This window comes from Nocardia sp. NPDC056541 (assembly GCF_042794235.1).
In the GTDB taxonomy this organism is placed as follows: domain Bacteria; phylum Actinomycetota; class Actinomycetes; order Mycobacteriales; family Mycobacteriaceae; genus Nocardia.
Window position 1 is genome coordinate 1 of record NZ_JBHTUD010000002.1, and the last position, 25,746, is coordinate 25,746.

The following is a 25,746-nucleotide window of genomic DNA, read 5'->3' on the forward strand; positions in this document are numbered from 1 at the left end:
ATCAGGCACCGTTGCTTGCTCCTTCGTCGCCTACGCAACGGCACCTGATCGACGGGACGGCCGCGAACCGCCGCTTCGCGGCGGACCCTCCTCGAGGTCGGGTCGTACGGGGTTGGGAAGGCCGGCGTCGGTACCTGCGGCAGCAGCGGGTGCTCGAGCAGCGGAAGGATGAGGGGATGAACGGCAACAGGCGGCGCGCGCGTGCCGAGATCGTGGATCCGGCGGCGATCGCGCAGGTCGCGGTGGCGGGCTCGGTGCCCGCGACGCTGCGGGGGGTCGGTGAGCAGGCGCTGGTCGCGGTGCGGCGTTGGGCCGACCCGCGCGAACGGGAGCTGCGCCGTCGGCGCCGGGTCCGCAGGCGCAGTTTTCAGCTCGGCACCGCCTCCGGTATCACCACGGTCGGCGCGGTCGGTCTTGCCGTGATCTCGGCGCCCGCCTGGGCGGTCGTGGTGATCGGTGGTGGCGCCATCGCCTTCGTCACCGGTACCGCTCTCAGCGCCCGCCGCTACCTGGAGTTGCGCAACAAGCCCTTACCCCAGGCGGCTTTCGTCGCCCACAAGTCGCCCGGCCTGCGATCGGCCGCGCGCGCCCCTATCCAGCGCCTGATCCGTGCCGAACGGGCGCTCTACGACCTCGGTGCCCAGATCGCGCGCACCCGCCGCCTCCCCGAAGACGAACTGCGCGACCTGCTCGAGACGGCCCGCTCCGGCGCGGCCGCCCTGCACGCGCTCGCCACCGACGTCGTCGCCATGGAACAGGCCGCCGACACCGTCGGCCGCGCCAATCCCGACACCGTCGCGGCGCTGAAAACCACTGTCGCCGGCGTGCTCACGCGCCTGGAGACCGGTGTGGTCGAGTACGAACAGCTCGTCGCCGCCGCGGCCCGCATCCTCGCGGTTCCCGAGGACTCGGTCCTGGCGTACCAGTTCAACGGCATCGTCGCCGATCTTCGTGAAGCCGCCGACCGCCTCGACGGCTGGGCCCAAGCGCTCACCGAGATGGCCGACCAGGGCCCCGACTTGTTCGCCGGCGGAACGGATTCCGTCCGCTAGCCCCTCTCGGACCATCGCGACTTCCGGTCGGCACGCCGGTTCGGGACGCGGCGTGCCGCCCGAAGGGTCAGGCTGGGGCGATGGCCTTGCGCAGGGCCGCGAGTTCGGTGGCGCGGGGATCGGTGACGGTGGCGGACTCGGGGTTGTCGAAGATCCGGACGTTCTTCTCGTCGGTCGTGAACGGGGCCCAGCCGGTGGTGCCGTCGGTGGCGAAAGCGACCCAGGCGGCGTGGATTTCGTCGGCCAGCGCCTGAGGTGGGGTGGGTCCGGTCAGGGTATGGGCGTCGTCGATGGTGTCGAAGACGAACGGGACCTCCAGGACGTGGCAGGCGCCGAGGCCGGGAAGTCCGGTGGGCCACGCGAATTCGTACACATGGGTGGGGACGGTGGCGGCGCAGGCTTCGGCGAAATCGTAGGTGCCGGAGCGGAAGCTCATGTCGGTGAGGACGGCGTTGAAGATCTCGGCGGGGGTGGCATCCGGGCGCTCTGTCGAATAGACCTGGGCGACAGCGGGATCGATGCCGTAGCGGGTGAGGACGAACGGCAGGGTGTCGGTGGTGATGGCGGCGGCGAGCCCTGCCGGGACGGTGAAGAAGCGGAACTCGTCGGCGGTGGTGCCCGCGATGAGGGGGACCGCGCGATCCGGATGGGCGCGCAGCACCTCCGTCGGCGGGCCCGCGACGATGTCGTCGTCGATCACCGGGAACAGGCTCATGATGCCGCCGCCCAGCTGGATCACCGAGTCGCCCCACCGCTGCGGATCGGGGTCGGTCATCACGGCCAGCGCGACGGCGTTCTGCGCGGTGCGCAACTCGTCCGGACCCAGTTTCCCGAAATCCTGCGCGGTAGGCGAGATTCCGAGCTCGGCGGCCAGCGCGGCCGACACCTTGCGCGCGTCCTCGGGATCGGCGGCGACCGCACCGTTGCCGCTCTGCATGATCGCCCGGCGGAACAGCCCGGCCGTCTGTGGTGCGGCGATCAGCGCCGCCACACTCATCGCGCCGGCGGACTCACCGAAGATCGTCACCTTGTCGGGGTCGCCACCGAAGGCAGCGATGTTCTCGCGCACCCAGCGCAAGGCGAAGATCTGGTCGTGCAGACCGCGATTGGACGGTGCGCCCTCGAGCTCGGCGAAGCCCGACACCCCGAGCCGGTAGTTGATCCCCACCATCACCACGCCGTCGCGCGCGAACGCCGAGCCATCGTAGATTGCCCGCGCGTTGGACCCGCGGACGAACGCGCCACCGTGAATCCACACCAGCACCGGTAGACCCGAAGCGGCGGAGTCGGGCGTCCACACGTTCGCGTTGAGGTACTCGTCGCCAGGGATACCGTCACTGCCGATGAGGGCGTGGATCGGCGCGGGATACGGCGTCTGTGCGCAGGTGGCGCCCATTTCGGTCGCGTCTCGCACGCCGTCCCAGGCGGGCGCGGCCTCGGGCAGCTGGAAACGTTTCGGCCCGACCGGCGCCGCCGCGTACGGCACCCCGAGAAAACGGGTGATCCCGGCCTCGGTGTGGCCGCGGATCGCGCCGCTCGTGGTCGTGACGATGGGTTCCATGACAAGTCCTCCTACGCGCGGTGAGCCCCGATTATGGGCGCTTGTCCGGTTCGCCGTCAGTCGTTTGCCTACGGAACGAGCGGTCCGGCGAGTACTCGCTCGCCCGCCGCGCGGTCGCCGTCCCAGGTGAACTCCGGGTCGTCGCCGGATTTGCGTCCCCACAGGGCCAGGAGCAGGTCCGACGCGGTACCCGCCAGCTCGGCTACCGACTCGCCCGGACCGTAGGTCCAGGTGCCGCCGGTATCGGTGGCCCGCAGCCGCAGCGCCACCTCGGGTTCGACCGCCAGGCCGCGGTGGATCATCCGCGGCGCGAACAGTTCGAAGACCTCATCGATGCCGTCGACAGCGAGATCGGAGTCGAACGGGTCGGCCTTGCCGAGCGCGTTCTGACCGTCCCACAGGTGCATGAGCGTCTCGTGGGCGCGGCGCCGCCGCCAGAAACCGACGGTGCGCGGCATGGACCGGGTGAAGGTCCAGGCCTCCTGGTTCTCGTCCGCGGACAGCGAGGTCACCATGGCGTCGGCGGTCGACTCGTACCACTCGCGCAGGGCGGCGGGATCTCTCGGCGCGGGCTCGCCCTCGAAATCGCCGCGCAGCTCGGCCACCGCGGTGACCACCCACAGATTGCCGCGCCCGACATGGTCGACTAGGTCGTAGAACACCCAGTCGCCGCAGGACGGCACCGGCGCGGCCAGATCGGTGTCGGGGGTGATGAGCTCACCGAAGGCGGTGAGCTTCGCACAGAGCAACGCCAAGTAGTCCATGCCGATCACGGTAGCCCGGCACTCGACACGCTGCCGGTCGGCTCTACCGCGAGACGAGGCGGGCCCGGCACCATGGGGCCTTCGGATGTGACGTTCGCCGTCAGGTCGCGGGCGCGGACATGCGCAGGGTGATCCGGTCACCGCGCATCCGGACGAATTCCAGGCAGGCCGGCGAACCGTCGCTGAGCCGTGTCGTGCGCTGCAGAACGAGAAGCGCGCTGCCCGGCGTCACGCCGAGAAGCGCCGCGCAGTGTTCGTCGGCGTTGACCGCGTCGAGGTTGATCGAGACTGTGGTGAGGCGGTCGTCGGCCGCGCGCTCGATCAGTGCGAAGAGGTCTTCGGTTTCCAGATCGGCCTGCAGGAGCGCGGTGCCGATGTCGAGTGGCAGGTAGGTCAGATCCAGGGAGATCGGTTCCCCGTCGACCCGTCGCAGGCGTTCGATGTAGCAGACGTGCGCGCCCGGCTCGAGTCCCAGCGCGGTCGCGACCGCGGTCGGCGGACGCACCTGACCGGCGGTGCGGACCTGGTTGACGACGGTCCCGTGCCCGCGCAGCGAGGCGGCCAGACCCCGGGTGGCGGCGATGGTGTGTTCGAGCTTGGGCCGCCGCACCACCGTGCCGACGCCGGGCAACCGGTCGACCAGTCCTTCGCGCCGCAGGATCTCCAGCGCCTCGCGAATACTGTTGCGCGACACACTGAATTCGCGCTGCAGGACGGCCTCGGCGGGCAGTTTGGCCGCGACGGCACCCTGGGCGATCTGCTGACGCAGCACGTCGGCGACCTGCCTGGCCCGATCCGAACGCGATCGCCGCCCGGGGTGCGCGCGGATCGGGTCGGACCGGTGTGTCACGCGCCGAGCATAACCAGCGTCATCCCGGCCGCCGCAGATACCGGCCGACGGCGGCGGCGAGCGCTTCGGCGGCGAACTCCATCGTGGTGATGCCGATGCTCTCGTCGTAGACCGCCCAGCCGTCGTCGCCCGGTCCGAAGGTCACCGCGGGGATGCCCGCGTGCCGGAATCGGATGGTGTCGCAGTAGGCGGGTTTGGTGTAGGTGCGGGCTGGTCCACCGCCTGCGTCGTGATAGCCGGCCCTGAGCGCGGCGACGATCGGTTCGTCGACATCGAGGGGCTCGGTGCCGGGGACGAAGGTCGGTCCCGGCGCGTAGGTGACGTGGACATCGGTGCCCGCCGTCGGATGGTCGCGGGCGATGTCGGCGATCCGTTGCAGCAGCTCGGCGCGGTTCACCTCGGGCCCGAGCCCGACGACGGCGATCCGGGCCGACGCGGTGAGCGGGGTGAACTGCGCCATTCCGGCCTCGCCCGCGTCGAGCCCGACCACACTGTGTCCCCAGCCCTCGGGGAGTGCGCTCAGGCCGCCGAGCACCGTGAGCAGGGCGTGGGCGGCGTTGATTCCGGTATCGGGTCGCCAGATGTGGCTGGAGCGGCCGCGCACCTCGATGTCGATCAGCGCGTGCCCGGTGTGCTGGGTGGCGATCGCGACGCCGGCCTCCGACTCATCGGTCCAAGCGGTGGGCTCCACGGTGATGCTCGCGTCCGCGCGCAGCCCGTGTTGCTCGAGCAGGTACAACGCGCCTTCGACGCCGTTGCGTTCCTCGTCGACGGTCAGCGCCACCACCAGGGTGCCCGTCTCGGGCGGTTCGGCGCAGACCCGGGCGACCGCGCTGAGCAAGGTGGCGAGGTTGCCCCGGGTGTCGGAGGTACCGCGCGCGTACACCCGGCCGTCCGCGACCACCGCGCGGAAGGGGTTGTCGCACTTGGTCCACCGGCTCGGTGGGCCGGAGGGGTAGGTGTCGAGGTGATCGTTGAGCAGCAGGGTGGGCCCCGGTCCGAATACCTTGGTGGCGAGCAGATTGGCGCGCGTCGGGGTTCGTCCCACGAGCCGGGTCTCGAAGCCCAGTTCGGTGAGCAGCGGCGCGATCTCCTGCGCGGCCCTGGTCTCCTCGGGTGGTCGGGCAGGCCCGTCGAGACTGTTCTCGCACCAGGGCTGTCCGGCGGGGACCAGCAGTTCGACGAGTTCGGTAAGGCTCAGGGCGGCCAGGCGGGGGGTGTGCACGATGGTCACGTCAGCGACTCCAGATGGTGGATGAGGGCGGACCGCACCGCGTTCGCGGTCAGTCCACGGGACACGGCGACGGTGAGGAAGACCCGCACCTGGTGCGGGGTGATGTGATCGGCGAGCACGATGCCCGCCTCGACGAGTCGTCCACCGCCGCCGCGATAGCCGTAGACCGCGGCGGTGCGGCTGTCGGCGGCACGGGTGGCGACCACGACGAGGGTGCCCGCGGCGGCCAGTTCGATCGCTGTGGAGGCGAGTGCGGGCGGCAGATTCCCAGCCCCGTTGCCCGCGATCACCACCGCGTCGGCGTCCACCGCGACCGCCCGGAGCGCGAGGTCGTCGGCGCTCAGCGCCGCCCCGACCAGCGGGACCCGGGCGATGCGAGCGCCTGGCGGTCCCAGCACCGTCGCCGGCGCGGGCGCCGGGTGCTCGGCCGTGACGACGGCACCCTCCTTCGTGGCCGACGCCGACCGCGCGGCGGGGCCTTTCACCTGACCGAGGGCTGGTCGGCCAGGGGTGGCGAACGCGTCGAGGCCGATGCCTGCCACCTTCTGGACGCCGCGTCCGAGCCAGATCGCCCCGGCGAACGCGACCACCGGTTCGCTCGACACCGGTGTGTCGACGGCAGCGAGGGCGGTCCGCAGATTCGCGACGGCATCGGAACCGGGTTCGCCGCCGGGTTCCATCGAGCCGGTCACCACCACGGGCACGGTCCACGGCCCGGTGTAGGTGAGCCAGGCGGCCACCTCCTCGATGGAATCGGTGCCGGTGGTGACGATCAGCCCGGTGCTGCCACGGTGCTGCGCGGCCGCCATGGCGGCGTGCAGGTCACGCAGGTGATCGAAGTCGACTTCGGAGCCGCCGACCCGAGCCACCTCTACGGCGTCGAGGACAGGATCGCCGCCGAGGAGTCGCGCGACGCCGACGGCATCGAGGGTGGGGACGGCGAGACCGTCGACCAGTCGCATGCTGATGGTCCCGCCGAGAGTGAACAGCGTGGGGGTACTCATGACTGCGGCAGGGCGCTCGCGTCGAGCAGGCGCGGGTAGTCGGCAGTGGGAACTGCCGGATCGAGATAGTTCTTCGAGCGGGCCCACAGGGCGAGCGCATCGAGATTGCCTGCCAGCTCGGGGCGCAGTTGCAGCGTGAAATCGAACTCGCGCAACACCTTCTCGACCAGGGCGGACGCGAGTTTCGTCGCGTCGGCGACCGCCGCGACGGCGGCCGCGTCGTGCTCGGCGAGCGCGGTGCCCGCCTCGGCGATGGCGTCGAAGAACTTGCGGAACGTCGCGGCCTTCTGCTGGGCGACGCCCGCCTGCGCCAGGTACAGGCTGTGCTGGCGGTACGGGTCGGCGGTCACGTCCAGCTCCACCGCGTCGCCGCCGAGCACTTCGATGGCCTGGGTCTGGTAGGGCTGGAAGATCGAGACGGCGTCCACATCGCCCTTGCTGATCGCGGTGGTGATCGTCGCGGGCGCCACCTGGACCAGTTCGGCCTCGACTCCGGCGCCTGCCAGCGCTTTCGCCGCGAAATAGGCAGCACTGGTGCCCAGCGGTGTGCCGATCTTCTTGCCCGCCAACTGGTTCAGGCTCTCGATGCCGCGCCGGGCGACGATCCGCGACCCCATCCAGCGTGACCCGTCGGCCACCACCCGCAGATCGCCGGACTTGGCCAGCGCGCTCGCGGTCGGGACATCGGCGGCGGTGGTGATGTCGACCTGTCCGCCCTGCAATGCCTGCAGGGCCTGCACACCGGTCGAGAAGTTCACCACTCGCACGGTGACCCCGTGCCGGGTGAAGATGCCGCCCTGCTGAGCGACCGGGATCTGCGCCCACGACGGGTCGACGACGAAACCGACGGTGAGCGTGTCGGTTCCGGTGGTGGCATCACCCGCGCACCCGGCCAGTGACAGGGCGGTGGTGGCGGCGACGAGCAGGGCGGCGCAGGCTCTGCGCAGTGATCCGGACATGAGTGACCTCCGAGAGTGGTTCGGTACGAACAGAAGTGGTTCAGTGCGACAGGAGATCGTCTGCTTCGACCCACAATTCGGCGTGCAGACGGCGACGGAGTGCGCTGTATCCCGGCAACTCGGCGAGTCGGTCGGCGGGACGCGGACGGGGCAGCGGGTTGTCGAACCGGGCCCGGATGGTGCCCGCGCCGAGGATGACGAAATGGTCGGCCAACCGGATCGCCTCGTCCACGTCGTGCGTCACGAACAGCACCGTGCGGCCCGAATTCGCCCATAGCTCGGTCACCAGATCCTGCATGTGCAAACGGGTTTGGGCGTCCAGTGCGGCGAAGGGTTCGTCCATCAGCATCACCTCCGGGTCACCGGCGAGCATCCGGGCGACACCGACTCGCTGGCGCATACCGCCCGACAGTTCGTGCGGTCGGCGGGTGGCGACGTCGGCGGGCAGGTGCACCGCGGCGAGCAGTTCCGCGATCCGTGCGGGCCGTGCCCGCCGCGGCATACCGGCGGCGCCGAGGACGAAGTCCAGGTTGGCGCGCACACTGCTCCAGGGGAACAGCACGTCACGCTGGAACACGACACCGCGTCGTGGCGCCGGTCCGGTGATCCGTACCCCGTTCTCGGTGACCACACCGGAGTCGGGTCGGCGCAGGCCGGCGAAGCAGTCGAGCAGGGTCGATTTGCCGCAGCCGGACGGCCCGACGAGCACGGTGCACGAGCCGGCCGCGACGGTGAGCGAGAGATCGTCGAGGACGGGGGTGTCGCGGCGGGCGAATCCGACGGTGACGCCGCTCGCGGTCAAGGTGAGGCTCATCGTTCTTCCTTGTCCCAGCCGATGAACGGGGCCGCGGCCCGCGCCACCACCTGATCGCACAGCACCCCGAGAACTCCCAGTACGAGCAGGCAGAACAGCATGCGATCGACTTGCGAGAACAGTTGCGCCTGGGCGATGCGATAGCCCAGTCCCTCGGTGGTACCCGCCATTTCCGCGACCACGATCAACACGAATGCGGTGGCGGTACCGACCCGCAATCCGGTGACGATATCGGGAAATGCCTCGGGGAGCACCACCCGAATCAGCGTGCGCCAACGGGAAGCGCCCGCGCAGCGCGCGACTTTCAGGAAATCGGCGGGTGTCGCCGAAAGTCCGGAATGGGTATTGATCCATACCGGGACGAACACACCGAGCGCGATCACGAACTGTTTACTGCCTTCGCCGAGCCCGAACCACAGAATGGCCAGGGGGACCAGCGCGACCGTCGGCACCGGCGCGAACAATCGCAGTACCGGCTGCACGACCAGACGGCCCACCCTGGTGGTGGCGGTGAGCGCGCCCACCGGGATCGCGACCAGCACACCCGCCGCGAAACCCCGGACCACCCGGTCGAGGCTGGCCAGTGAATCCGCGCGCAGGGTTCCGTCGCGCCACATCGCGGCGCCGGCCGAGGCGATCTCGTCGAGGCCGGGAAACAATACCGCCGGGAAAATTCCCCACCTTTCGATCGCGGTCCAGATCAGCGCCACGGCGAGAATGCCGATTCCCGCGGTGATTGTCCGAGCCACGGGAACGGAAATCACGGTGAGTGCGTGGCGCCGCGGTGATTCCGCCGTTGATATCCCCGGGGCGGGTATTTCGAGGGTTTCCGTTGTCACGGGCTGTCCCACCTTTCCTGCGTCAGGAATGTTATAGAGCGGCGGTATTACGCCGAGGTGTCCGCGAACAGGTCCGGCGTGCTACGCCACCTGCGCACCCGGGAACCGGCCGATGGCGGGCGCGCGAGAGGACGGATACGCCACCGGATTCACCGTGATCCGAAACGTCGTACCGCTGCGCCCGAGATCTCGGGGTGAACCCTGATCTACACCCGGATATCGGTGCTGACCTGGTGATCTATTGCTCGCCGGGTGGGAGGATCGGAGGAGTCGGATCGCTGGACGGCGGTCGCAGAGGTGAAGGAGTCGTCATGGTCTTGAAAGTCATCGGCATCGTCGTGGTCGCGGTGATCGCGTTCTGGATTCTCGGCGCGCTGATCGAGGCGCTGATGCCCATCCTGGTGATCGGGGCGATCGGCACCGGCGTGTACCTGCTGTACAAGGCGGTGTCGGGGAGCGACAAGACCCCGATCAGTTAGTCGTCTGTGGTTAGCATGGCGGGGTGGAACAGGTACCCGAGGACTGGCAGCGCGGACTGGTGATCGTCGCGCACCCCGACGACATCGAATACGGCGCCGCGGCGGCGGTCGCGCGATGGACGGGGCAGGGCAAGGACATTCGCTACCTGCTCGTCACGCGCGGCGAGGCGGGGATCGCCGGGATGCCGCCCGCGCAGGCCGGGCCGTTGCGGGAGATCGAGGAGATCTCGGGCGCCCGTGAGGTCGGCGTGCACACCGTCGAATTCCTCGACCATTCCGACGGCCGCATCGAGGAAGGTCTCACCCTGCGAAGGGAACTCGCCGCCGCGCTGCGCAGACATCGCCCGGAGATGGTGGTGCTGTTCAACTTCGGCGACACCTGGGCGCCCGGCGTGGTCAACAGTGCCGATCACCGGGCCGTCGGCCGATCGGCGATGGACGCGATCTCCGACGCGGGCAACGAGTGGATCTTCCCCGAAATCGCTGATCTGCCATTGTGGTCGGCGCGGTGGGCCGCCGTGGTCGGTCCCGTGGCCACCCATGCTGTCGACGTGAGCGCTCAGCTGGAGCAGGCGCGCGCGTCGTTGTCGGCGCATCGGCGTTATCTGCAGGTGCTGAGCCCGGTGCCGGTGGAGGAGCAGGTGCGCGAGATCGTCAGCTTCGCCACGGGTCCCAAGGAAGGGTTCCCCGCCGAACACGCCGTCGGGTTCGAACTGTTCACCTTCGGCGGCTGATCAGCGACTCGTGCATCGATGATGTTGCGGTGCAAGGGCACTGGGTGTCGTCGCCATCAGAGCCGTCGGGCCGCGACGCGCTCGACAAGTGGCCGCCACTCCTGAAGCGGCGCGACCCGTAGGCCGACCACCTTGCCCGCGTCATCGGCCCTTCGCAGCGCCAGGGCCGCGGCGAAGTCGGGGTCCGCGCGGAACGAATCGGTCTCGGTGGGCGTCATCGGGCCGCCCTGTGCGACGAGCGTGCGGTGACTCGAGGCCGACAACCCGGCCGCGTGTGCTGGATCCGTTGCCACCAGAAAGCGTTTCGCGGTCACGTGGAGTTCGATCAGGCGCGCTACCCGGGGGCCGAGCAGCGCACGCACCGCCTCGGCGCCGTGCCTGCCGTGGCCCGCGTCGTCACCGGGGAAAAGTACATGGCCGATGTCGTGCAGCAGACCCGCGACCTGGAGTTCTTCGTCATCGGGGAAGTCGCGGCGGAGCAACTGCGCGCACTGGCGATCGTGATCGAGGATGTCGACCGGGTCGCCGGTGCGGTCCGCGGTGTCCCAGGCGCCGGCGCACCGCTCGAGCAGCGCGAACAGGTCGTCGACGGTGTCGATTCCGGGGTGTCGCACGTGCTCGCTCCTGATGGTGTCGCTCGGACGGATCGGTCTCGCGGCGGTCAAGGTAGCGCAGAAATCGTGGATCGGTCGTCCGAGGTGGGCGGGGTCTGGCGGTATGGCAGGGTGGGCGGATGCGAATAGCTGTGGTGGCCGGGCCCGATCCAGGGCATGCGTTTCCCGCGATCGCGCTGTGCCTGCGATTGCTGGCCGCGGGCGACGAACCCGTGTTGTTCACCGGGCCGAGATGGCTGGATCAGGCGCGCTCGGCGGGGCTCAGCGTGCGCAAGCTCAAGGGTCTCGCGCCGCGCCCCACCGACGACGACGCCGACGCGGGGGCCCGGATCCACGAGCGCGCCGCCCACATCGCTACCGAGAACCTGCCCGAACTCAGCGCGATGCTGCCCGACCTGATCGTCTCCGACGTCCTCACCGCGGGCGGCGGGATGGCGGCCGAACGGCTGGGCCTGCCGTGGGTCGAGTTGTCACCGCACCCGCTCTACCTGCCGTCGAAAGCCTTGCCGCCCATCGGTAGTGGCCTGGCGCCGGGGGAGGGTATGCGTGGCCGGATGCGCGACGGTGTCCTGCGCACGATGACCGCGCGCGCGGTCCGCAACGGACATCGTCAGCGTTCGGCGGCCCGCGAAACCATCGGCCTGCCCGCCGAGGACCCCGGTCCCGCCGCGCGCCTGGTCGCCACCCTGCCCGCGCTGGAGATGGACCGCCCGGACTGGCCTGCCGACACCCACGTCGTCGGGCCGCTGCTGTGGGAACCGACCGATGCCGTGCTTGCGCTGCCCCCCGGCGATGCGCCGTTGGTGATGGTGGCGCCGTCGACCGCGCACACCGGCGTCGCCGATATGGCCGATATCGTCCTGTCCGGCCTGGCCGGACTCGGTGTGCGCGCGGCCATCTCGACCCTCGATACGCCGCCCGCCGATCTTCCCGACTGGGCCACCGCCGGCCTGGGCCGCCAGGACGAACTGCTCACGCACGCCGCGGTCGTCGTCGGCGGCGGTGGCCACGGCCTGCTCGCCAAATCCCTGTCCGCGGGCGTCCCGGTGGTGACCGTCCCCGGCGGCGGTGACCAGTGGGAACTCGCCAATCGGGCGGTGCGACAGGGCAGTTCGGTGCTCGTGCGACCGCTCACGCCCGAGGCGGTCGGTGCCGCGGTGCGTCAGGTACTCGACGACCCCGCCTATGCCGAAGCGGCTCGGCACGCCGCCGCCGGTCTGGCGGAAGTCGAAGACCCGGTCCAGATCTGTCACGACGCCGCGAAGCGGTAGTTCGACCCCGGTCCGGCCGAGTTCGAGGGCCTGGTCCCGGTCTGTCACGACGCTGCGAAAGCGGTAGTTTGCCGCCGGATCCCGTCCGTCGTGCGTCTCTGGGCGTTCGCTCAGACGAGTCGGAGAGTGGCCCTGAGCAGGGTGCGCGCGGACGATCCTGGGTGTCGCGACGGAGGTGCGCTGAGCGGGGCACTGTCGGCTCTGGTCCGGCGCGAGTATCTTGGGCAACGTGCGATTGACCGAATTCCAGGAGCTGATGCACACCGAGTTCGGCGTGGCGCGCGCCGACGCCATGCTGACCGATCACGTGATACCCCAGCTGGGGCGCACGGGGGCGGTGGCGATCGACAATGGTGTCGACCCACGCGACGTCTGGCGGGCGCTGTGTGCCGACTTCGACGTACCTCCGAACCGGTGGTGACCAGGAAATGGCCGTGACAGCGCAGAACCCGGACACGCGACCGTATCGGTTCGACGAGCGGCTGCGGATGATCCCGGTCGACGCCGAAACCCTCGCGGCCAGGGTCGCCCTCGCCGACCCGCACGATTTTCCCGGCCTGCGCAGGCTCGGCATCGCGCTGATGCTGCTGGGGCGCTACGACGAGGCCCTCGACCGGCTCGATCAGGCCCTGGAACTGGCCGACACCGAGCGGCGCCGGATCACCGTCTGGATCAACCTGGCCGATGTCTACCGCTATCACGGCGAGCCGGGGCACGCCGAGATCCTCTACCGCCGGGCGCTGCACGCCAGCCGCGCGCTCGACCCCGAGCTCGTCTCCTTCGCCGCCCACCACCTGGGCAAGTCACTGGCCGAACAGCACCGTCCGCTGGAGGCGCGCGAGCTGCTCAACGAGGCCATGCGGCTGCGGGTGGCCGACGGCGATTCCGAACTCATCGAGTCCACCCGCGCGGCCCTCGACCATCTCGACGAGCTGGCCGTGCCGCTGCCGCCGGTGATCGAGGAGCTCCTCGGGCCGGTGCCGGAGTGGTCCGACGATCACGAGGGCTGTGACGGGAACCTGGTGCGGTCGGGTGAGTACTGGATCAAGCGTGGTCCGCGGGCGGTGGCCGAGCACGCCCGGCTGACGTGGTTGCGCGACAACGGGATCGCGGTGCCGGACGTGGTCGCGTTCGCCGAGGATGTTCTCGTTCTCGCGGATGCCGGTGGATCGCTCGCCGGACAGACCGATCCGGCCGAAGTCGGTGCCCAGATGGGCCGCGCCCTGCGGTCGTTGCACGATCTCCCGGTGCCGAGTTGCCCCTTCGCGGGTGGTCTGGATCTCAGCCTCGCCCGCGCCCACCGCCATGTGGTCGAGGGCTTCGTCGACCCCACGGATTTCGACGACGATCATCGCGACCTCTCACCTGCCGCGATACTCGAGCGCCTGCGGGAGCGGCGCCCGGCCACCGAGGATCTGGTCGTCACGCACGGCGATTTCACGCCGGGCAATGTGCTCACCGGCGGCTTGCTCATCGATGTCGCGACGCTGGGCACCGGCGACCGCTATCGCGATCTGGCGCTGGCCGAGCGCGACCTGGCCGGGGACTTCGGCACCGAGGCGGTCGCGGCCTTCTACACCGCCTACGGCCTGACCGAACCCGACCGCGTCAAGCTCGACTACTACCGGCTGCTCGACGAACTGTTCTGACGAGGCGCTGCTCAGCTGGTCTTGGCGTAGTGGCGCGCGGCCTTGGTGCGGTTGCCGCAGGTCGCCATCGAATGCCAGCGGCGGGTGCCGTTCTTGGACGTGTCGTAGAAGAACAACACGCAGTCGGGATGCGCGCATTGGCGGATCCGCTGCGGTGCCTGCGCGATCAGGTGCAGCAGATTGTCGGCGGCGAGCCAGCCGGGTAGCCACGCCGGGTCGTCGACCTCGGGGATGTCCTGTGGCCCCTCGTCGGTGAGCTCGCGCCGGATTCGCCCGTGGTCGAGGACCTTGTTCAGTGCGGTGTGGTCGGCGCGAGTGACGGCGTCGTGCACGGCTGCGCGCGCGGTGTGCAGCGCGGTGAGGGCGTGGTTGTCGGCGGGTACGCGATCGGCGAGCCCGAGCAGCTCCAGCCAGGTGCGCAGCCCGTCGAGATCGGCGAGCAGGTCGCCGGGTTCGGCGCCCGCCCACCGGGTGTTGAGCAGGTCGAGAGCAGGGGGTTCGCCGGTGTGCGGACGGGGATCGCGCATGCCCGAGGTTATCAACACACCCCTCCTAACTGTCTAAAAGTATTTCAAGGGTTGACGAAGCGGGTGGGCTCATTCTATGTTCTAACTGTTCAACAACCGATAGACAGTTACACATTCCGGGAGGAAACCATGACCACCGTCGCCGCACCTGTGCTCACCACCGGTCATATCGGACTCAACGTCGCCGACCTCGACCGTTCCGTCGACTTCTACCGCCGTGGCCTCGGCTTCGAACAGCTCGGTACCGGCGCCGACGGCGAACGGCGCTGGGCATTCCTCGGCCGGGGCGGTGCGCTGGTGCTCACGCTGTGGCAGCAGAGCAGCGGCGAGTTCTCCACCAGCACGCCGGGCCTGCATCACCTGTCGTTCCAGGTCGACGACGTCGACACGGTGCGGGCCGTCGAGTCGGCGCTGCGCGCGGTCGATGCCGAGTTCTTCCACGACGGGGTGGTCGCCCACGGTGAGGGCGCGTCCTCCGGTGGCATCTTCTTCGCCGATCCCGATGGCATTCGCCTCGAGGTGTTCGCGCCGCTGGGCGCCGATACCGCTCCCGCGCCGGCCGGACCCGCCCCGACGTGCGGATTCTTCTGACCCACGGGCAATTCACGTCGTAAACAGGGAGGGTGAGGATGTTTCACTCCGGAGAACTGGCTGTGCAGCAACGCCTGGGGCAGGCCGACGCGGCTGCTCGCGTCGGCCGTTCGATCCGAACCGGGATTCCGGCGGTCGCCGCGTCCTTCCTGGCCGAGCAGCCGATGGTGGTGCTCGGTGCCGCCGATCCGGCGGGGCGGCTGTGGGCGAGCCCGCTCACCGGTCCCGCCGGGTTCGTGCACGCGATCGATGACGCGACCATCGACATCGACACGCTGCCCGAGACGTCGGATCCGCTCTCGGCGGCGATGGCGGGTGACGTCGACGTCGGGCTGATCGCCCTGCAGCCGCAGCGCCGCAGGCGGATGCGCGTCAACGGCACATCGGTGGTGCGCGACGGTGGACTGCGGATCACCACCGAGCAGGTCTACGCGAACTGCCCGAAGTACATCTCGCGCAGGCAGATTCGGGAGGTGTCCGCCGCCGGGGAGCCCGGCCCGGTGTGGCGTGGCACGGCGCTCACGCCCACCGCGGTCGAGATGGTGGGGGCCGCCGACACCTTCTTCGTCGCCACCGCCGACAGTGACGGGCACGCCGACGCCTCACACCGCGGTGGCAATCCCGGTTTTCTGCAGGTGCTGTCGCCGACCCGGTTGCGCTGGCCGGACTATCGCGGCAACTCGATGTTCATGACGCTGGGCAACCTCGCCGTGCAACCGCGCTGTGGGTTGCTCGTCGCCGACTGGTCGACCGGCGCGCTGCTGCAGCTCACCGGCCGCGCCGAATTAGTCTGGGACAGCGCGGCATTCACTACCGGCGCGCAGTGTGCTGTCGACTTCACCGTCGAGGAGGCGATCGAACGGCCCGGTGCGCTCGCTGTGCGCTGGGGGCCGCCCGAGCTCTCCCCGAACAACCCCTGATCACATCGAAAGGTCTTCCATGCGTCCGCCATTGCCACCCTTTGATCTCGACTCCGCGCGCGCGAAGGTGCTCGCCGCCGAAAATGCCTGGAACACCAGGGATCCCGAACGCGTCGCCGCCGCGTACACCGAGGATTCGGTCTGGCGCAACCGCGACGAGTTCTTCACCGGCCATGCCGCGATCGTCGACTTCCTCACCCGTAAATGGTCGGCCGAGAACGGCTACGCGCTGCGCAAGGATCTGTGGGCTTTCCACGACAACCGCATCGCCGTGCGCTTCCAGTACGAATGGCACGACGAATCGGGGCAGTGGTGGCGCAGCTACGGCAACGAGCAGTGGGAGTTCGCGGCGGACGGGCGGATGGCACGGCGCGAGGCCAGCATCAACGACGTGCGCATCGAACAGTCGCAGCGGCGGATCTTCGGGCCACGCGCCGAGGGCGACGACTCGGTGCTGCCGCAGCGCTGACGACCGGTATCGCTCCCGGATTGCTGGTCGGAGCGGCTGCTTCGCGTGTTGCCGGGCGCGTCGCTTGACTCGAATGGGTGTTCGACTAACCTGGGCGCCAGAACTTGTCGGTGCCGGCCTCTACTGTGGGCGCCAACCAGAGAGACACTCACCTCGAGAAGGGGCACACATCATGGCACCGCAGGCCTACGATCGCGACAAAGCGCTGGAACTGGCACTGGCGCAGGTGGAGAAGAGCTTCGGTAAGGGCGCGGTCATGCGTCTGGGCGAGGAGACCCGCCAGCCGATCGCGGTCATCCCGACCGGCTCCATCGCGCTCGACGTCGCGCTCGGTATCGGTGGGTTGCCGCGCGGTCGCGTCGTGGAGATCTACGGCCCGGAATCCTCGGGTAAGACCACCGTCGCGCTGCACGCCGTCGCCAACGCCCAGGCCGCGGGCGGTGTCGCCGCCTTCATCGACGCCGAGCACGCCCTCGACCCCGACTACGCCCGCAAGCTGGGCGTCGACACCGACGCGCTGCTGGTCTCCCAGCCCGATACCGGTGAGCAGGCCCTGGAGATCGCCGACATGCTGGTGCGCTCCGGCGCCATCGACATCCTCGTCATCGACTCCGTCGCCGCCCTGGTGCCGCGCGCGGAAATCGAAGGCGAGATGGGCGACAGCCACGTCGGCCTGCAGGCCCGCCTCATGAGCCAGGCGCTGCGCAAGATGACCGGTGCGCTCAGCAACTCCGGCACCACCGCCATCTTCATCAACCAGCTGCGCGAGAAGATCGGCGTCATGTTCGGCTCCCCGGAGACCACCACCGGTGGTAAAGCGCTGAAGTTCTACGCCTCGGTCCGCCTGGACGTGCGCCGCATCGAGACCCTCAAGGACGGCAGCGACGCGGTCGGCAACCGCACCCGCGTGAAGGTGGTCAAGAACAAGGTCGCCCCGCCGTTCAAGCAGGCCGAGTTCGACATCCTCTACGGCCAGGGCATCTCCAAGGAGGGCTCGCTCATCGACATGGGTGTCGAGCACGGCTTCATCCGCAAGTCCGGCTCCTGGTACACCTACGAGGGCGACCAGCTGGGCCAGGGCAAGGAGAACGCCCGCAAGTTCCTGCTGGAGAACACCGACGTGCGCGACGAGGTCGAGAAGAAGATCAAGGAGAAGCTGGGCATCGGCGCCGTCCTGACCGCCGAGGCCGACGCGCCCGCCGACTTCTGAGCCGATGACCACGCCGAGCCCCGGCGGCCACCGCGATTCGGCCGACCCGGTCGAACAGATGCGCAGGCAGCTGGCTCGCCTCGGTATCGAGGTCGAGCCGGAGCCGGTCATACCGCCCGCGGTAGGGCGCGGCAGGGGCACGGCCGATGAACTCGTCCGGTCGGCTCGTGACACACGAGCCGACCCGGACGCGGAGAGGATTCGGTCGGGTGCGGGCGATCCGCAGCGCGCGCACCCGACCGGATTCACCGATGGTGACAAACCACCGCGTTTCGCTGCGCGGGTTGGTGATGATCATGAAGAGTGGGGGAGCGAGGGTCGGCGACGACCCCGCGGCGCACGACGCGAACGCAAGTCCGCGCGGCGCGACGAAGTCTCCCTGTCGACCGTCGTCGGTGGTGACGACGGACGGCAGGCGGATCCGGTGGCGGCCGGATCCCAGCCGGGAGAGCCCGACAGGCGGGCCGGCGCACGCCGGCTCGCCCCGGGCGACCGTCCCGATGCGACCTTGGAACAGGCCAAGGACGTGTGCCTGCGATTGCTCTCGGTACGTGCTCGCAGCCGCGCGGAATTGGAGAAACGACTCGGCGAGAAGGGCTTCCGTATCGAGGTGACCGAGGCCGCTCTCGAGCGGTTCACCGAGATCGGCTTGATCAACGACGCCTCGTTCGCTGAACAGTGGGTCCACGAACGACACACCTACTCCGGCCGGGGCAAGAAGGCTCTCCACCGTGAATTGCGCGAGAAGGGCGTCGCCCCGAGCGACGCGGAAGAGGCGTTGTCGATGGTCACCGACGACGCCGAAAACGCTCGCGCCGCCGACCTGGTCCGCCGAAAACTACGCACCCTTCCCCGGGAGATAGAACGCGACAAGGCAGTCCGCCGACTCGTCGGCATGCTGGCCCGCCGCGGCTACGACCAATCCACCGCCTTCGCCGTCGTCACCGCAGAGTTGGACGAAGCGGGGTTCGAACGCACCGCGCCCCGCCCCCCTCGTGCTGCCGGCGAGGGGGAGCAGGCGCCACCTACCGACGCGGCAGGTGGCTCGTGGCGGACACGCCGTTCGCTGTCGCGCAGTGCTGGTTTTTCGGACGCCGACGAAACCGCCGGTGAGACGGACGAAGCGGATAGCGCCCGCCCCTCGCGCCCGGCTCCCGGCGACGAACAGGCCGCGATCGACCTGGTTCGGCGCAAACTCCGTTCCATGCCCGCCGATCTGGACCGCACCAAGGCGACACGACGCCTGGTCGACATGCTCGCCCGCCGCGGCTACAGCTCGTCAACGGCCTTCGCGGTGGTGAAAGCGGAACTGTCGCAGGCGGATCGGTGAGGTCCGCGGAGACAAGCGCCGAACTGCCGCGAGGGCGGTACGCGGCGCGTAAGATGATCACGCTCGGCGAAACCTGTTTCAGCGCAGGCTGATTCGCCGCGTCGGTGACGATGCGGATGTGGGGAAGGGATGTTTCACCCGGTTCGGGGTGGGAAATCCGGGGAGCAGGGCCGTAGGCGGCCGCCGAACGACGGGGAGGTGGACCCTGGACGCGTTGTGGTCGTTCGTGGTGAACCGGCGTGAGCAATTGCTGGTCGATTCCTATCTGCATGTGTCGGCGGTGGTGCAGTCGCTGGTGCTGGCGACCGTGATCGCGGTGGCACTCGGGATACTCGTGTATCGAAGTCCGCTCGGGTCAGCTGCCGCTACCGCGATGGCGGGGGCGATTCTGACGGTGCCCTCGTTCGCGTTGCTCGGGTTGCTGATTCCGTTTCTCGGGCTCGGCGTCGGGCCCACGATCGTGGCCCTGGTGCTCTACGCGCTGTTGCCGATCCTGCGGAACACGGTGCTCGGGTTGTCGTCGGTGGATCCGGCGGTGACCGATGCCGCGCGCGGTGTCGGGATGAACCGGTTGCGCCTGCTGACCAAGATCGAACTGCCGCTGGCATGGCCGTCCATTCTCACCGGAATGCGGGTCAGCACCCAGATGATCATGGGCATCCTGGCACTGGCGGCCTACGCGAAGGGGCCCGGCCTCGGCAACGTGATCTTCTCCGGACTCTCCCGCCTCGGCAGCCCGAACGCGGTGCCGCAGGCACTCACCGGCACCGTCCTCATCGTCGTGCTCGCACTCGCACTCGACGGCGTCCTGGTTCTGCTCGGACGGCTCACTATTCCGAGGGGAATTCGTGACTGACATCGAAACCACCAACGCGGCACGCGCTTCCGCGGTCTCCGGGGTCGAGATCGTCCTCGACCGGGTCACCAAACGCTATCCCGAGCAGCCCGAACCCGCGGTCGAGGAGGTCTCCATGACCATCCCGGCCGGGGAGATCGTGGTGCTGGTCGGCCCGTCCGGCTGCGGCAAGACCACCACCATGCGGATGATCAACCGGCTGATCGAACCCACCTCGGGCACCGTCACCATCGGTGGCCGCGACGCGGGCGCGATCGACGCCGACGAATTGCGCCGCGGCATCGGCTATTCGATCCAGCAGGCCGGGCTGTTCCCGCACATGACCGTCGCCAAGAACATCGCCACGGTGCCCGGCCTGCTCGGCTGGGACCGCCGCCGCACCGCCGAGCGCACCGACGAGATGCTCACCCTCGTCGGCCTCGACCCCGGCACCTACCGCAACCGCTACCCCCGCCAGCTCTCCGGTGGACAGCAGCAGCGCGTCGGTGTGGCCAGGGCACTGGCGGCCGACCCGCCGGTCCTGCTGATGGACGAGCCGTTCGGCGCCGTCGACCCGATCACCCGTGGGCTGTTGCAGGACGAATTGCTCCGGCTGCAAAGCGAACTCGGCAAGACCATCGTCTTCGTCACCCACGACTTCGGGGAAGCGGTGAAGCTGGGCGATCGTATCGCCGTCCTCGGCGACCGCTCCCGCATCCTGCAATACGACACCCCCGCCGCGATCCTGGCGGCCCCCGCCGACGAGACGGTCGCCGGGTTCGTCGGCGCGACCGCCACCATCGACCGCCTCGGCCTCACCGTCCTCGCCGACCTCGACCTGGACCAGGGCATCACCGCCACCGACGACACCACCCCCGCGGCCTTCACCGCCGCCCTGCGGGACGCGGACCGCGCCTGGGGCATCGTCCTCGACGCCCAGCGCCGCCCGCTCCGGCGAGTGACGACCGACGAACTCGCCCACGCGGATTCGCCGCGCGACCTCGGCACCCCGATCGGCGCCACCCTCCCCGCCGACGCCACGCTGCAAGACGCGCTGGCCGCGCTGCTCACCGAACGCACCGCTTCCGCCGTCGTCGTCGACAACACCGGGACCTACGCCGGAACAGTCACCGTCGACACCCTCATCAACCACCTCGCCGCCACCGAATCGGCGCCGGCATGACGACCGAATCGCATCGATGGCCGGCCTCCTACGAACCTGCGGTGCCCGCAGGCTGTGCCGCGCATGATCGTGGTCCACACAGGGTGTGCCTGGTTCTCGCCGGCTCGGTGTCGGCGAGCCGAACCAACCAGATCCCGGGTGTCCGTGGTGTCGGAGCACAGTGGTCAGCGCTACGGTCACTGGTCGAATCGGACCGGGTGAGGAGATCGATATCGTGACGAATTCTGTTGCCACCTCTTCGCGTTCGATCGTCGACGTCCCCGCCGCGACCGCTGCCCCCGCCACCCAGCGTCGCGCGGAATACCTCCGCCTGCTGGCTCAGCCGGTGATCGTGCTGATCCTCACCGTCGGGGTGCTGGTCTGGGCGTTCCGGCGCGATCTCACCGTCACCCAGCAGGCCAGCATCAGCGTGCGCAATGTCGCCCAGGTGACCTGGCAGCACATCTTGATCACGGCGGCGGTCGTGCTCATCGTCGTGGTGCTGGCCGTGCCGCTCGGGACACTGCTCACCAGGCACCGATTCCGCCGTCTGGCCCCGATTTTCGTCGGCATCGCCAATATCGGGGCATCGGCGCCGGCGATCGGCCTGATCGTGCTGTGCTACCTGGTCACCCGCACCACCGGGTTCTGGGTGGGTGTCGCGCCGATCGCGTTCTGCTCGCTGCTGCCGGTGCTGCGCAATACGATCCTGGGCTACCAGGAGGTCGACCCCGCCCTGATAGACGCGGGCCGGGGACAGGGCATGTCGGCGGGACTCGTGTTGCGCCGCATCGAGTTCCCACTCGCGGTGCCCTACATCCTGGCCGGCCTGCGGACTTCGTTGGTGCTGGCCGTCGGCACCGCCACCCTGTCGTTCATGGTGAGTGCGGGTGGACTCGGCATTCTCATCGACACCGGTTACAAACTGCGCGACACCGTGACTCTGACGCTCGGCGCGGTGCTCGCCGTCGCGCTGGCGCTGTTCGTCGACTGGCTGGGCGCGCTGGCCGAACAGTTTCTCGGTCCGAGGGGGTTGCGGTGAGATTCACCGGATTGTTGCGCGGACTGGTCCCGGTGCTGAGCGTCGTGGTCCTCGCGAGTTGCGGTCTGCAGTCGGGCGGTTCGGTGCCGCTGCCCGTGGGACCGGGCAGTATCGAGCCGGTGCCGGAACTCGACGGTGTCGCGGTCACGGTGGGCTCCAAGGACTTCACCGAGGCCAACATCCTCGGCTACATGATCGAATTCGCCTTGACGGCCGCGGGCGCGAATGTGCGTGACCTGACCAATATCCAAGGCTCCAACAGCCTGCGCGACGCGCAACTGAACGGCCAGATCGACATCGCCTACGACTACACCGGCACCGGCTGGATCAACTACCTCGGCAAGGAGAAGCCGATCCCCACCGAGGCGGCGCAGTTCGACGCGGTCCGCGACGCCGACCTGGCCGAACACAACATGGTCTGGGCGGCGATGGCGCCGATGAACAACACCTACGCCCTGGTCACGAGCAAGGGCACCGCCGAGGAAACCGGCGTGCGCACGCTGTCGGACTACGCGAAACTCCTCGCGAAAGATCCCGCTGCGGCGGCCACCTGCGTCGGCACCGAGTTCAACGTCCGCCCGGACGGCTATCCCGGTCTGGCTGCCGCCTACGGGATCGACCCGGGCAAGGCCCAGCGCCAGATCGTCCAGGACGCGCTCGTCTACCAGGCCACCGCCGACGCGAAGCAGTGCCGCTTCGGCTCGGTCGCCGCCACCGACGGCCGCATCCCCGCGCTCGAACTGGTGCTCCTCGAAGACGACAAGGCGTTCTTCCCGAAGTACAACGCGTCGCTGGTCATGCACCGCGATTTCGCCGACGCGCACCCCGAGGCCGTGCAGGTGATGGCGCCGATCTCCGCCCGCCTCACCAACGAGGTGATCACCGAACTCAACCGTCAGGTCGACATCGACGGTCGCGAACCCGCCGATGTCGCCCGTGACTGGATGGTCGCCGAGGGCCTCGTCACCGCCGGCTGACCCACTGTGCCGGTTTGCCGAACTGTTACCAGTATCTGCCCGAGATGTCCGGAACGCGTGGGTCGCTCACACCAACGCCTCAGCTTCTCGGTCCATGATGGACGGCGGTAGAGACACCGGAAACCAGGACGCGCAGCGGTGGGGGTGCCCGCGTCCAGACTGGGAGGCTGACGCATGACCATCGAATTCCGCAAGGTGACAGTCCTCGGGACGGGGGTGCTCGGATCCCAGATCGCCTTCCAGACCGCCTTCCACGGGTTCGACGTCACCGCCTACGACATCGACGACGCGGCGCTCACCGCCGCACGCACCCGATTCGATGGACTCGCCGCGGTGTATCAGCAGGACGTGGCAGGCGCCGATGCGAGCAACACCGCGGCGACCGCGGCGCGCATCACCCTGACCACCGATCTGGCCACCGCGGCGGCCGAGGCGGACCTCATCATCGAGGCGGTGCCGGAGGTACTCGAGATCAAGCGCGACCTGTACGGCAAGCTCGGTGCGCTCGCGCCCGAACGCACCGTGTTCGCGACGAATTCCTCGACCCTGCTGCCCAGCGACATCGTCGACTACACCGGGCGCCCCGATCGGTTCCTGGCGCTGCACTTCGCCAACCACGTCTGGAAGTTCAACACCGCCGAGGTGATGGGCACCGAGCAGACCGATCCGGCGGTGTTCGCGGCCGTGGTGGAGTTCGCGAAAGCGATCGGCATGGTGCCGATCGAATTGCACAAGGAGAAGGCGGGTTACGTCCTCAACTCGCTGCTGGTGCCGTTCCTGAATTCCGGAATCGAGCTCGCCGCGGGCGGATACGCCGAGCCCGCCGCGGTCGACGAGACCTGGCGCATCGCCACCGGCGCACCCATGGGCCCGTTCCAGATCCTCGACATCGTCGGCCTGACCACTCCGTACAACATCCTGATCAACGGCAGCGACGCCCACAAGAAGCTCGCGGCCTGGCTCAAGGAGAACTACATCGACAAGGGCAAGCTCGGTGCCGCCACCGGAGAGGGGTTCTACCGCTACAGCGCATAGTCCCGCTCGACTTTCCGGAACGGACAGAGGAGACGGATGTACTACAGCAGTGGCAATTACGAAGCGTTCGCCCGGCCGCGCAAACCCGAAGGGGTGGAAGCCAAATCGGCCTGGTTCGTCGGTGCCGGGCTGGCCTCGCTCTCCGGCGCGGCGTTCCTCATCAGGGACGGGCAGCTGGCGGCCGACAAGATCACCGTGCTGGAGCGGCTGGCTCTGCCCGGCGGCGCGCTCGACGGCATCAGGGAACCGAAGAAGGGGTTCGTCATTCGCGGCGGGCGCGAGATGGAGAACCACTTCGAATGCCTGTGGGACCTCTATCGTTCGGTGCCGTCGATGGAGATCGAGGGCGCCAGCGTGCTCGACGAGTTCTACTGGCTCAACAAGGACGACCCGAACTTCTCCCTGCAGCGGGCCACCGTGAAACGGGGCCAGGACGCGCACACCGACGGCCTGTTCACGCTCACCGATCGCGCGCAGAAGGACATCGTGAAGGTGTTCCTCGCCACCCGCGAGCAGATGGAGAACAAGCGCATCGACGAGGTGTTCGGCCCGGACTTCCTGGCCAGCAACTTCTGGCTGTACTGGCGCACCATGTTCGCGTTCGAGGAATGGCACAGCGCGCTGGAGATGAAGCTGTACCTGCACCGGTTCATCCACCACATCGGCGGCCTGCCCGACTTCTCCGCGTTGAAGTTCACCAAATACAACCAGTACGAGTCGCTGGTGCTGCCGCTGTACCGGTGGCTGCTCGACCAGGGTGTGCGATTCCGCTTCGACACCGAGGTCACCGACGTCGACTTCGACATCAGCGGGCCGCGCAAGCAGGCCACCCGGCTGCACTGGGTGTCCGAGGGCGTCGAGGGCGGGGTCGACCTGACCGCGGACGACCTGCTGTTCGTCACCATCGGCTCGCTCACCGAGAACTCGAACGAGGGCGATCAGCACACTCCCGCCCGGCTCGACGAGGGACCTGCCCCGGCCTGGGATCTGTGGCGGCGCATCGCCGCCAAGGACCCCGCGTTCGGCCATCCGGAGGTCTTCGGCGGCCACATCCCGGAGACCAAATGGGAGTCGGCCACGGTCACCACCCTCGACGAGCGCATTCCCCGCTACATCCAGAAGATCTGCAAGCGAGACCCGTTCAGCGGCAAAGTGGTCACCGGCGGCATCGTGACGGCGAAGGACTCGTCCTGGCTGATGAGCTGGACGGTGAACCGGCAGCCGCACTTCAAGCAGCAGCCCGCCGATCAGATCGTGGTGTGGGTGTACGCGCTGTTCGTCGATCGGCCCGGCGATTTCGTGAAGAAGTCGATGCAGGACTGCACGGGTGCGGAGATCACCCAGGAATGGCTGTACCACCTGGGTGTTCCCGAAGCCGAGATCCCGGAGATGGCCGCGGACGCCGCGACGTGCGTCCCGGTGATGATGCCGTATGTCACCGCGTTCTTCATGCCGCGCCAGGCCGGTGACCGCCCCGACGTGGTGCCCGCGGGCGCGGTGAACTTCGCCTTCATCGGCCAGTTCGCGGAGACCACCCGCGACTGCATCTTCACCACCGAGTACTCGGTGCGCACCGGTATGGAAGCGGCCTACACGCTGCTCGGTGTCGAGCGGGGAGTGCCGGAGGTCTTCGGCTCCACCTACGACATCCGGTCGCTGCTCGCGGCGACCAGCAAGTTGCGCGACGGCGAGGAGATGAGCCTGCCCGGACCTGAGTTCGTCCGCAATCGACTGCTGAAGAAGCTCGACGACACCGAGATCGGGCCGCTGCTGCGCGAATTCGGCCTCATCGGCGAGGACTAGGAAACGACAATCGGGGCCCGA

26 protein-coding genes and 2 pseudogenes are annotated in these 25,746 nt (G+C 69.0%); 18 read left to right on the forward strand and 10 right to left on the reverse strand.

Going from position 1 to position 25,746, the window contains the following annotated elements:
- Window positions 1-176: 176 nt before the first annotated feature.
- Entirely contained in the window at window positions 177-1,052 is an 876-nt protein-coding gene (locus tag ACFQ9R_RS02980; RefSeq protein ID WP_378988492.1) for a hypothetical protein, read from the forward strand.
- Between the two features lie 67 nt (window positions 1,053-1,119).
- On the opposite strand, the gene ACFQ9R_RS02985 is transcribed toward ACFQ9R_RS02980, so the two are convergent.
- From ACFQ9R_RS02985 to ACFQ9R_RS03020, 8 genes are all read right to left on the reverse strand, one after another.
- Window positions 1,120-2,613, reverse strand: coding sequence for a carboxylesterase/lipase family protein (locus tag ACFQ9R_RS02985; RefSeq protein WP_378988494.1), 1,494 nt, complete (start codon window positions 2,611-2,613; stop codon window positions 1,120-1,122).
- Between the two features lie 68 nt (window positions 2,614-2,681).
- Entirely contained in the window at window positions 2,682-3,377 is a 696-nt protein-coding gene (locus tag ACFQ9R_RS02990) for a maleylpyruvate isomerase family mycothiol-dependent enzyme (RefSeq protein WP_378988496.1), read from the reverse strand.
- A gap of 100 nt (window positions 3,378-3,477) precedes the next feature.
- Window positions 3,478-4,227: a GntR family transcriptional regulator gene (locus ACFQ9R_RS02995; RefSeq protein ID WP_378988498.1), complete on the reverse strand. Its 750-nt coding sequence runs from the start codon at window positions 4,225-4,227 to the stop codon at window positions 3,478-3,480.
- Between the two features lie 19 nt (window positions 4,228-4,246).
- On the reverse strand, window positions 4,247-5,461 hold the full coding sequence (locus ACFQ9R_RS03000; protein WP_378988500.1) for a M20 family metallopeptidase: 1,215 nt from the start codon (window positions 5,459-5,461) through the stop codon (window positions 4,247-4,249).
- Entirely contained in the window at window positions 5,458-6,465 is a 1,008-nt protein-coding gene (locus tag ACFQ9R_RS03005; protein WP_378988502.1) for an asparaginase, read from the reverse strand. The genes ACFQ9R_RS03000 and ACFQ9R_RS03005 overlap by 4 nt, the downstream gene beginning before the upstream one ends.
- Window positions 6,462-7,424, reverse strand: coding sequence for an ABC transporter substrate-binding protein (locus tag ACFQ9R_RS03010; RefSeq protein ID WP_378988504.1), 963 nt, complete (start codon window positions 7,422-7,424; stop codon window positions 6,462-6,464). Before ACFQ9R_RS03010 ends, ACFQ9R_RS03005 begins: the two co-directional genes overlap by 4 nt.
- 40 nt (window positions 7,425-7,464) lie before the next feature.
- A complete protein-coding gene (locus ACFQ9R_RS03015; RefSeq protein ID WP_378988506.1) occupies window positions 7,465-8,238 on the reverse strand; it encodes an ABC transporter ATP-binding protein in 774 nt (257 codons plus the stop codon).
- Entirely contained in the window at window positions 8,235-8,987 is a 753-nt protein-coding gene (locus ACFQ9R_RS03020; protein WP_378988509.1) for an ABC transporter permease, read from the reverse strand. Before ACFQ9R_RS03020 ends, ACFQ9R_RS03015 begins: the two co-directional genes overlap by 4 nt.
- Window positions 8,988-9,388: 401 nt before the next feature.
- Here ACFQ9R_RS03020 and ACFQ9R_RS03025 point away from each other — a divergent pair, with 401 nt between their 5' ends.
- Window positions 9,389-9,556 carry a hypothetical protein gene (locus tag ACFQ9R_RS03025; RefSeq protein WP_358072878.1) on the forward strand — a complete coding sequence of 56 codons (168 nt, stop codon included), beginning with the start codon at window positions 9,389-9,391 and terminating at the stop codon, window positions 9,554-9,556.
- A gap of 23 nt (window positions 9,557-9,579) precedes the next feature.
- Window positions 9,580-10,290 carry a PIG-L deacetylase family protein gene (locus tag ACFQ9R_RS03030; protein ID WP_378988511.1) on the forward strand — a complete coding sequence of 237 codons (711 nt, stop codon included), beginning with the start codon at window positions 9,580-9,582 and terminating at the stop codon, window positions 10,288-10,290.
- Window positions 10,291-10,346: 56 nt separating this feature from the next.
- Here the strand turns inward: ACFQ9R_RS03030 and ACFQ9R_RS03035 are convergent, their stop codons facing one another.
- A complete protein-coding gene (locus tag ACFQ9R_RS03035) occupies window positions 10,347-10,904 on the reverse strand; it encodes an HD domain-containing protein (protein ID WP_378988513.1) in 558 nt (185 codons plus the stop codon).
- Between the two features lie 119 nt (window positions 10,905-11,023).
- On the opposite strand from ACFQ9R_RS03035, the gene ACFQ9R_RS03040 reads away from it, so the two are divergent.
- The 3 genes from ACFQ9R_RS03040 to ACFQ9R_RS03050 all read left to right on the forward strand — a co-directional run bounded on the left by ACFQ9R_RS03040 (window position 11,024) and on the right by ACFQ9R_RS03050 (window position 13,824).
- Entirely contained in the window at window positions 11,024-12,175 is a 1,152-nt protein-coding gene (locus ACFQ9R_RS03040) for a glycosyltransferase (protein WP_378988515.1), read from the forward strand.
- A 229-nt stretch (window positions 12,176-12,404) separates the two neighbouring features.
- Window positions 12,405-12,596 carry a DUF3046 domain-containing protein gene (locus ACFQ9R_RS03045; protein ID WP_062988054.1) on the forward strand — a complete coding sequence of 64 codons (192 nt, stop codon included), beginning with the start codon at window positions 12,405-12,407 and terminating at the stop codon, window positions 12,594-12,596.
- Window positions 12,597-12,603: 7 nt separating this feature from the next.
- Window positions 12,604-13,824: a phosphotransferase gene (locus ACFQ9R_RS03050; protein WP_378988517.1), complete on the forward strand. Its 1,221-nt coding sequence runs from the start codon at window positions 12,604-12,606 to the stop codon at window positions 13,822-13,824.
- An 11-nt stretch (window positions 13,825-13,835) separates the two neighbouring features.
- On the opposite strand, the gene ACFQ9R_RS03055 is transcribed toward ACFQ9R_RS03050, so the two are convergent.
- Window positions 13,836-14,351 carry a CGNR zinc finger domain-containing protein gene (locus ACFQ9R_RS03055; protein WP_378988519.1) on the reverse strand — a complete coding sequence of 172 codons (516 nt, stop codon included), beginning with the start codon at window positions 14,349-14,351 and terminating at the stop codon, window positions 13,836-13,838.
- Between the two features lie 129 nt (window positions 14,352-14,480).
- Between ACFQ9R_RS03055 and ACFQ9R_RS03060 the strand changes: the two genes are divergently transcribed.
- The 12 genes and pseudogenes from ACFQ9R_RS03060 (at window position 14,481) to ACFQ9R_RS03115 (ending at window position 25,725) form a co-directional block, all read left to right on the forward strand.
- Entirely contained in the window at window positions 14,481-14,942 is a 462-nt protein-coding gene (locus ACFQ9R_RS03060; RefSeq protein WP_378988521.1) for a VOC family protein, read from the forward strand.
- 38 nt (window positions 14,943-14,980) lie between these two features.
- Window positions 14,981-15,862, forward strand: coding sequence for a pyridoxamine 5'-phosphate oxidase family protein (locus ACFQ9R_RS03065; RefSeq protein ID WP_378988523.1), 882 nt, complete (start codon window positions 14,981-14,983; stop codon window positions 15,860-15,862).
- A 19-nt stretch (window positions 15,863-15,881) separates the two neighbouring features.
- Entirely contained in the window at window positions 15,882-16,331 is a 450-nt protein-coding gene (locus ACFQ9R_RS03070) for a nuclear transport factor 2 family protein (RefSeq protein WP_378988526.1), read from the forward strand.
- A gap of 172 nt (window positions 16,332-16,503) precedes the next feature.
- Window positions 16,504-17,541: a recombinase RecA gene (gene recA, locus ACFQ9R_RS03075; RefSeq protein WP_067460620.1), complete on the forward strand. Its 1,038-nt coding sequence runs from the start codon at window positions 16,504-16,506 to the stop codon at window positions 17,539-17,541.
- 508 nt (window positions 17,542-18,049) lie between these two features.
- A pseudogene (locus ACFQ9R_RS03080) lies at window positions 18,050-18,496 on the forward strand (regulatory protein RecX); the annotation flags it as partial.
- A 216-nt stretch (window positions 18,497-18,712) separates the two neighbouring features.
- Window positions 18,713-18,871, forward strand: a pseudogene (locus tag ACFQ9R_RS03085) (recombination regulator RecX); the annotation flags it as partial.
- Window positions 18,872-19,076: 205 nt separating this feature from the next.
- Window positions 19,077-19,727, forward strand: coding sequence for an ABC transporter permease (locus ACFQ9R_RS03090; RefSeq protein WP_378628265.1), 651 nt, complete (start codon window positions 19,077-19,079; stop codon window positions 19,725-19,727).
- A complete protein-coding gene (locus ACFQ9R_RS03095; protein WP_378988528.1) occupies window positions 19,720-20,889 on the forward strand; it encodes an ABC transporter ATP-binding protein in 1,170 nt (389 codons plus the stop codon). Before ACFQ9R_RS03090 ends, ACFQ9R_RS03095 begins: the two co-directional genes overlap by 8 nt.
- 247 nt (window positions 20,890-21,136) lie before the next feature.
- Window positions 21,137-21,910, forward strand: a complete 774-nt coding sequence (locus ACFQ9R_RS03100; RefSeq protein ID WP_378989117.1) for an ABC transporter permease — start codon at window positions 21,137-21,139, stop codon at window positions 21,908-21,910.
- Window positions 21,907-22,887 (forward strand): glycine betaine ABC transporter substrate-binding protein, encoded by a 981-nt coding sequence (locus tag ACFQ9R_RS03105; RefSeq protein ID WP_378988530.1) that lies wholly within the window; start codon window positions 21,907-21,909, stop codon window positions 22,885-22,887. The genes ACFQ9R_RS03100 and ACFQ9R_RS03105 overlap by 4 nt, the downstream gene beginning before the upstream one ends.
- A gap of 174 nt (window positions 22,888-23,061) precedes the next feature.
- Window positions 23,062-23,922, forward strand: a complete 861-nt coding sequence (locus ACFQ9R_RS03110; RefSeq protein ID WP_378988532.1) for a 3-hydroxyacyl-CoA dehydrogenase — start codon at window positions 23,062-23,064, stop codon at window positions 23,920-23,922.
- A gap of 36 nt (window positions 23,923-23,958) precedes the next feature.
- On the forward strand, window positions 23,959-25,725 hold the full coding sequence (locus tag ACFQ9R_RS03115) for an oleate hydratase (protein ID WP_378988534.1): 1,767 nt from the start codon (window positions 23,959-23,961) through the stop codon (window positions 25,723-25,725).
- Window positions 25,726-25,746 lie beyond the last annotated feature (21 nt).

Coding starts and splice junctions, on each gene's coding strand:
- ACFQ9R_RS02980 (WP_378988492.1), top strand. CDS start 177: ATGAACGGCAACAGGCGGCGCGCGCGTGCCGAGATCGTGGATCCGGCG.
- ACFQ9R_RS02985 (WP_378988494.1), bottom strand. CDS start 2,613: ATGGAACCCATCGTCACGACCACGAGCGGCGCGATCCGCGGCCACACC.
- ACFQ9R_RS02990 (WP_378988496.1), bottom strand. CDS start 3,377: ATGGACTACTTGGCGTTGCTCTGTGCGAAGCTCACCGCCTTCGGTGAG.
- ACFQ9R_RS03005 (WP_378988502.1), bottom strand. CDS start 6,465: ATGAGTACCCCCACGCTGTTCACTCTCGGCGGGACCATCAGCATGCGA.
- ACFQ9R_RS03010 (WP_378988504.1), bottom strand. CDS start 7,424: ATGTCCGGATCACTGCGCAGAGCCTGCGCCGCCCTGCTCGTCGCCGCC.
- ACFQ9R_RS03015 (WP_378988506.1), bottom strand. CDS start 8,238: ATGAGCCTCACCTTGACCGCGAGCGGCGTCACCGTCGGATTCGCCCGC.
- ACFQ9R_RS03025 (WP_358072878.1), top strand. CDS start 9,389: ATGGTCTTGAAAGTCATCGGCATCGTCGTGGTCGCGGTGATCGCGTTC.
- ACFQ9R_RS03040 (WP_378988515.1), top strand. CDS start 11,024: ATGCGAATAGCTGTGGTGGCCGGGCCCGATCCAGGGCATGCGTTTCCC.
- ACFQ9R_RS03050 (WP_378988517.1), top strand. CDS start 12,604: ATGGCCGTGACAGCGCAGAACCCGGACACGCGACCGTATCGGTTCGAC.
- ACFQ9R_RS03055 (WP_378988519.1), bottom strand. CDS start 14,351: ATGCGCGATCCCCGTCCGCACACCGGCGAACCCCCTGCTCTCGACCTG.
- ACFQ9R_RS03060 (WP_378988521.1), top strand. CDS start 14,481: ATGACCACCGTCGCCGCACCTGTGCTCACCACCGGTCATATCGGACTC.
- ACFQ9R_RS03065 (WP_378988523.1), top strand. CDS start 14,981: ATGTTTCACTCCGGAGAACTGGCTGTGCAGCAACGCCTGGGGCAGGCC.
- ACFQ9R_RS03070 (WP_378988526.1), top strand. CDS start 15,882: ATGCGTCCGCCATTGCCACCCTTTGATCTCGACTCCGCGCGCGCGAAG.
- recA (WP_067460620.1), top strand. CDS start 16,504: ATGGCACCGCAGGCCTACGATCGCGACAAAGCGCTGGAACTGGCACTG.
- ACFQ9R_RS03110 (WP_378988532.1), top strand. CDS start 23,062: ATGACCATCGAATTCCGCAAGGTGACAGTCCTCGGGACGGGGGTGCTC.
- ACFQ9R_RS03115 (WP_378988534.1), top strand. CDS start 23,959: ATGTACTACAGCAGTGGCAATTACGAAGCGTTCGCCCGGCCGCGCAAA.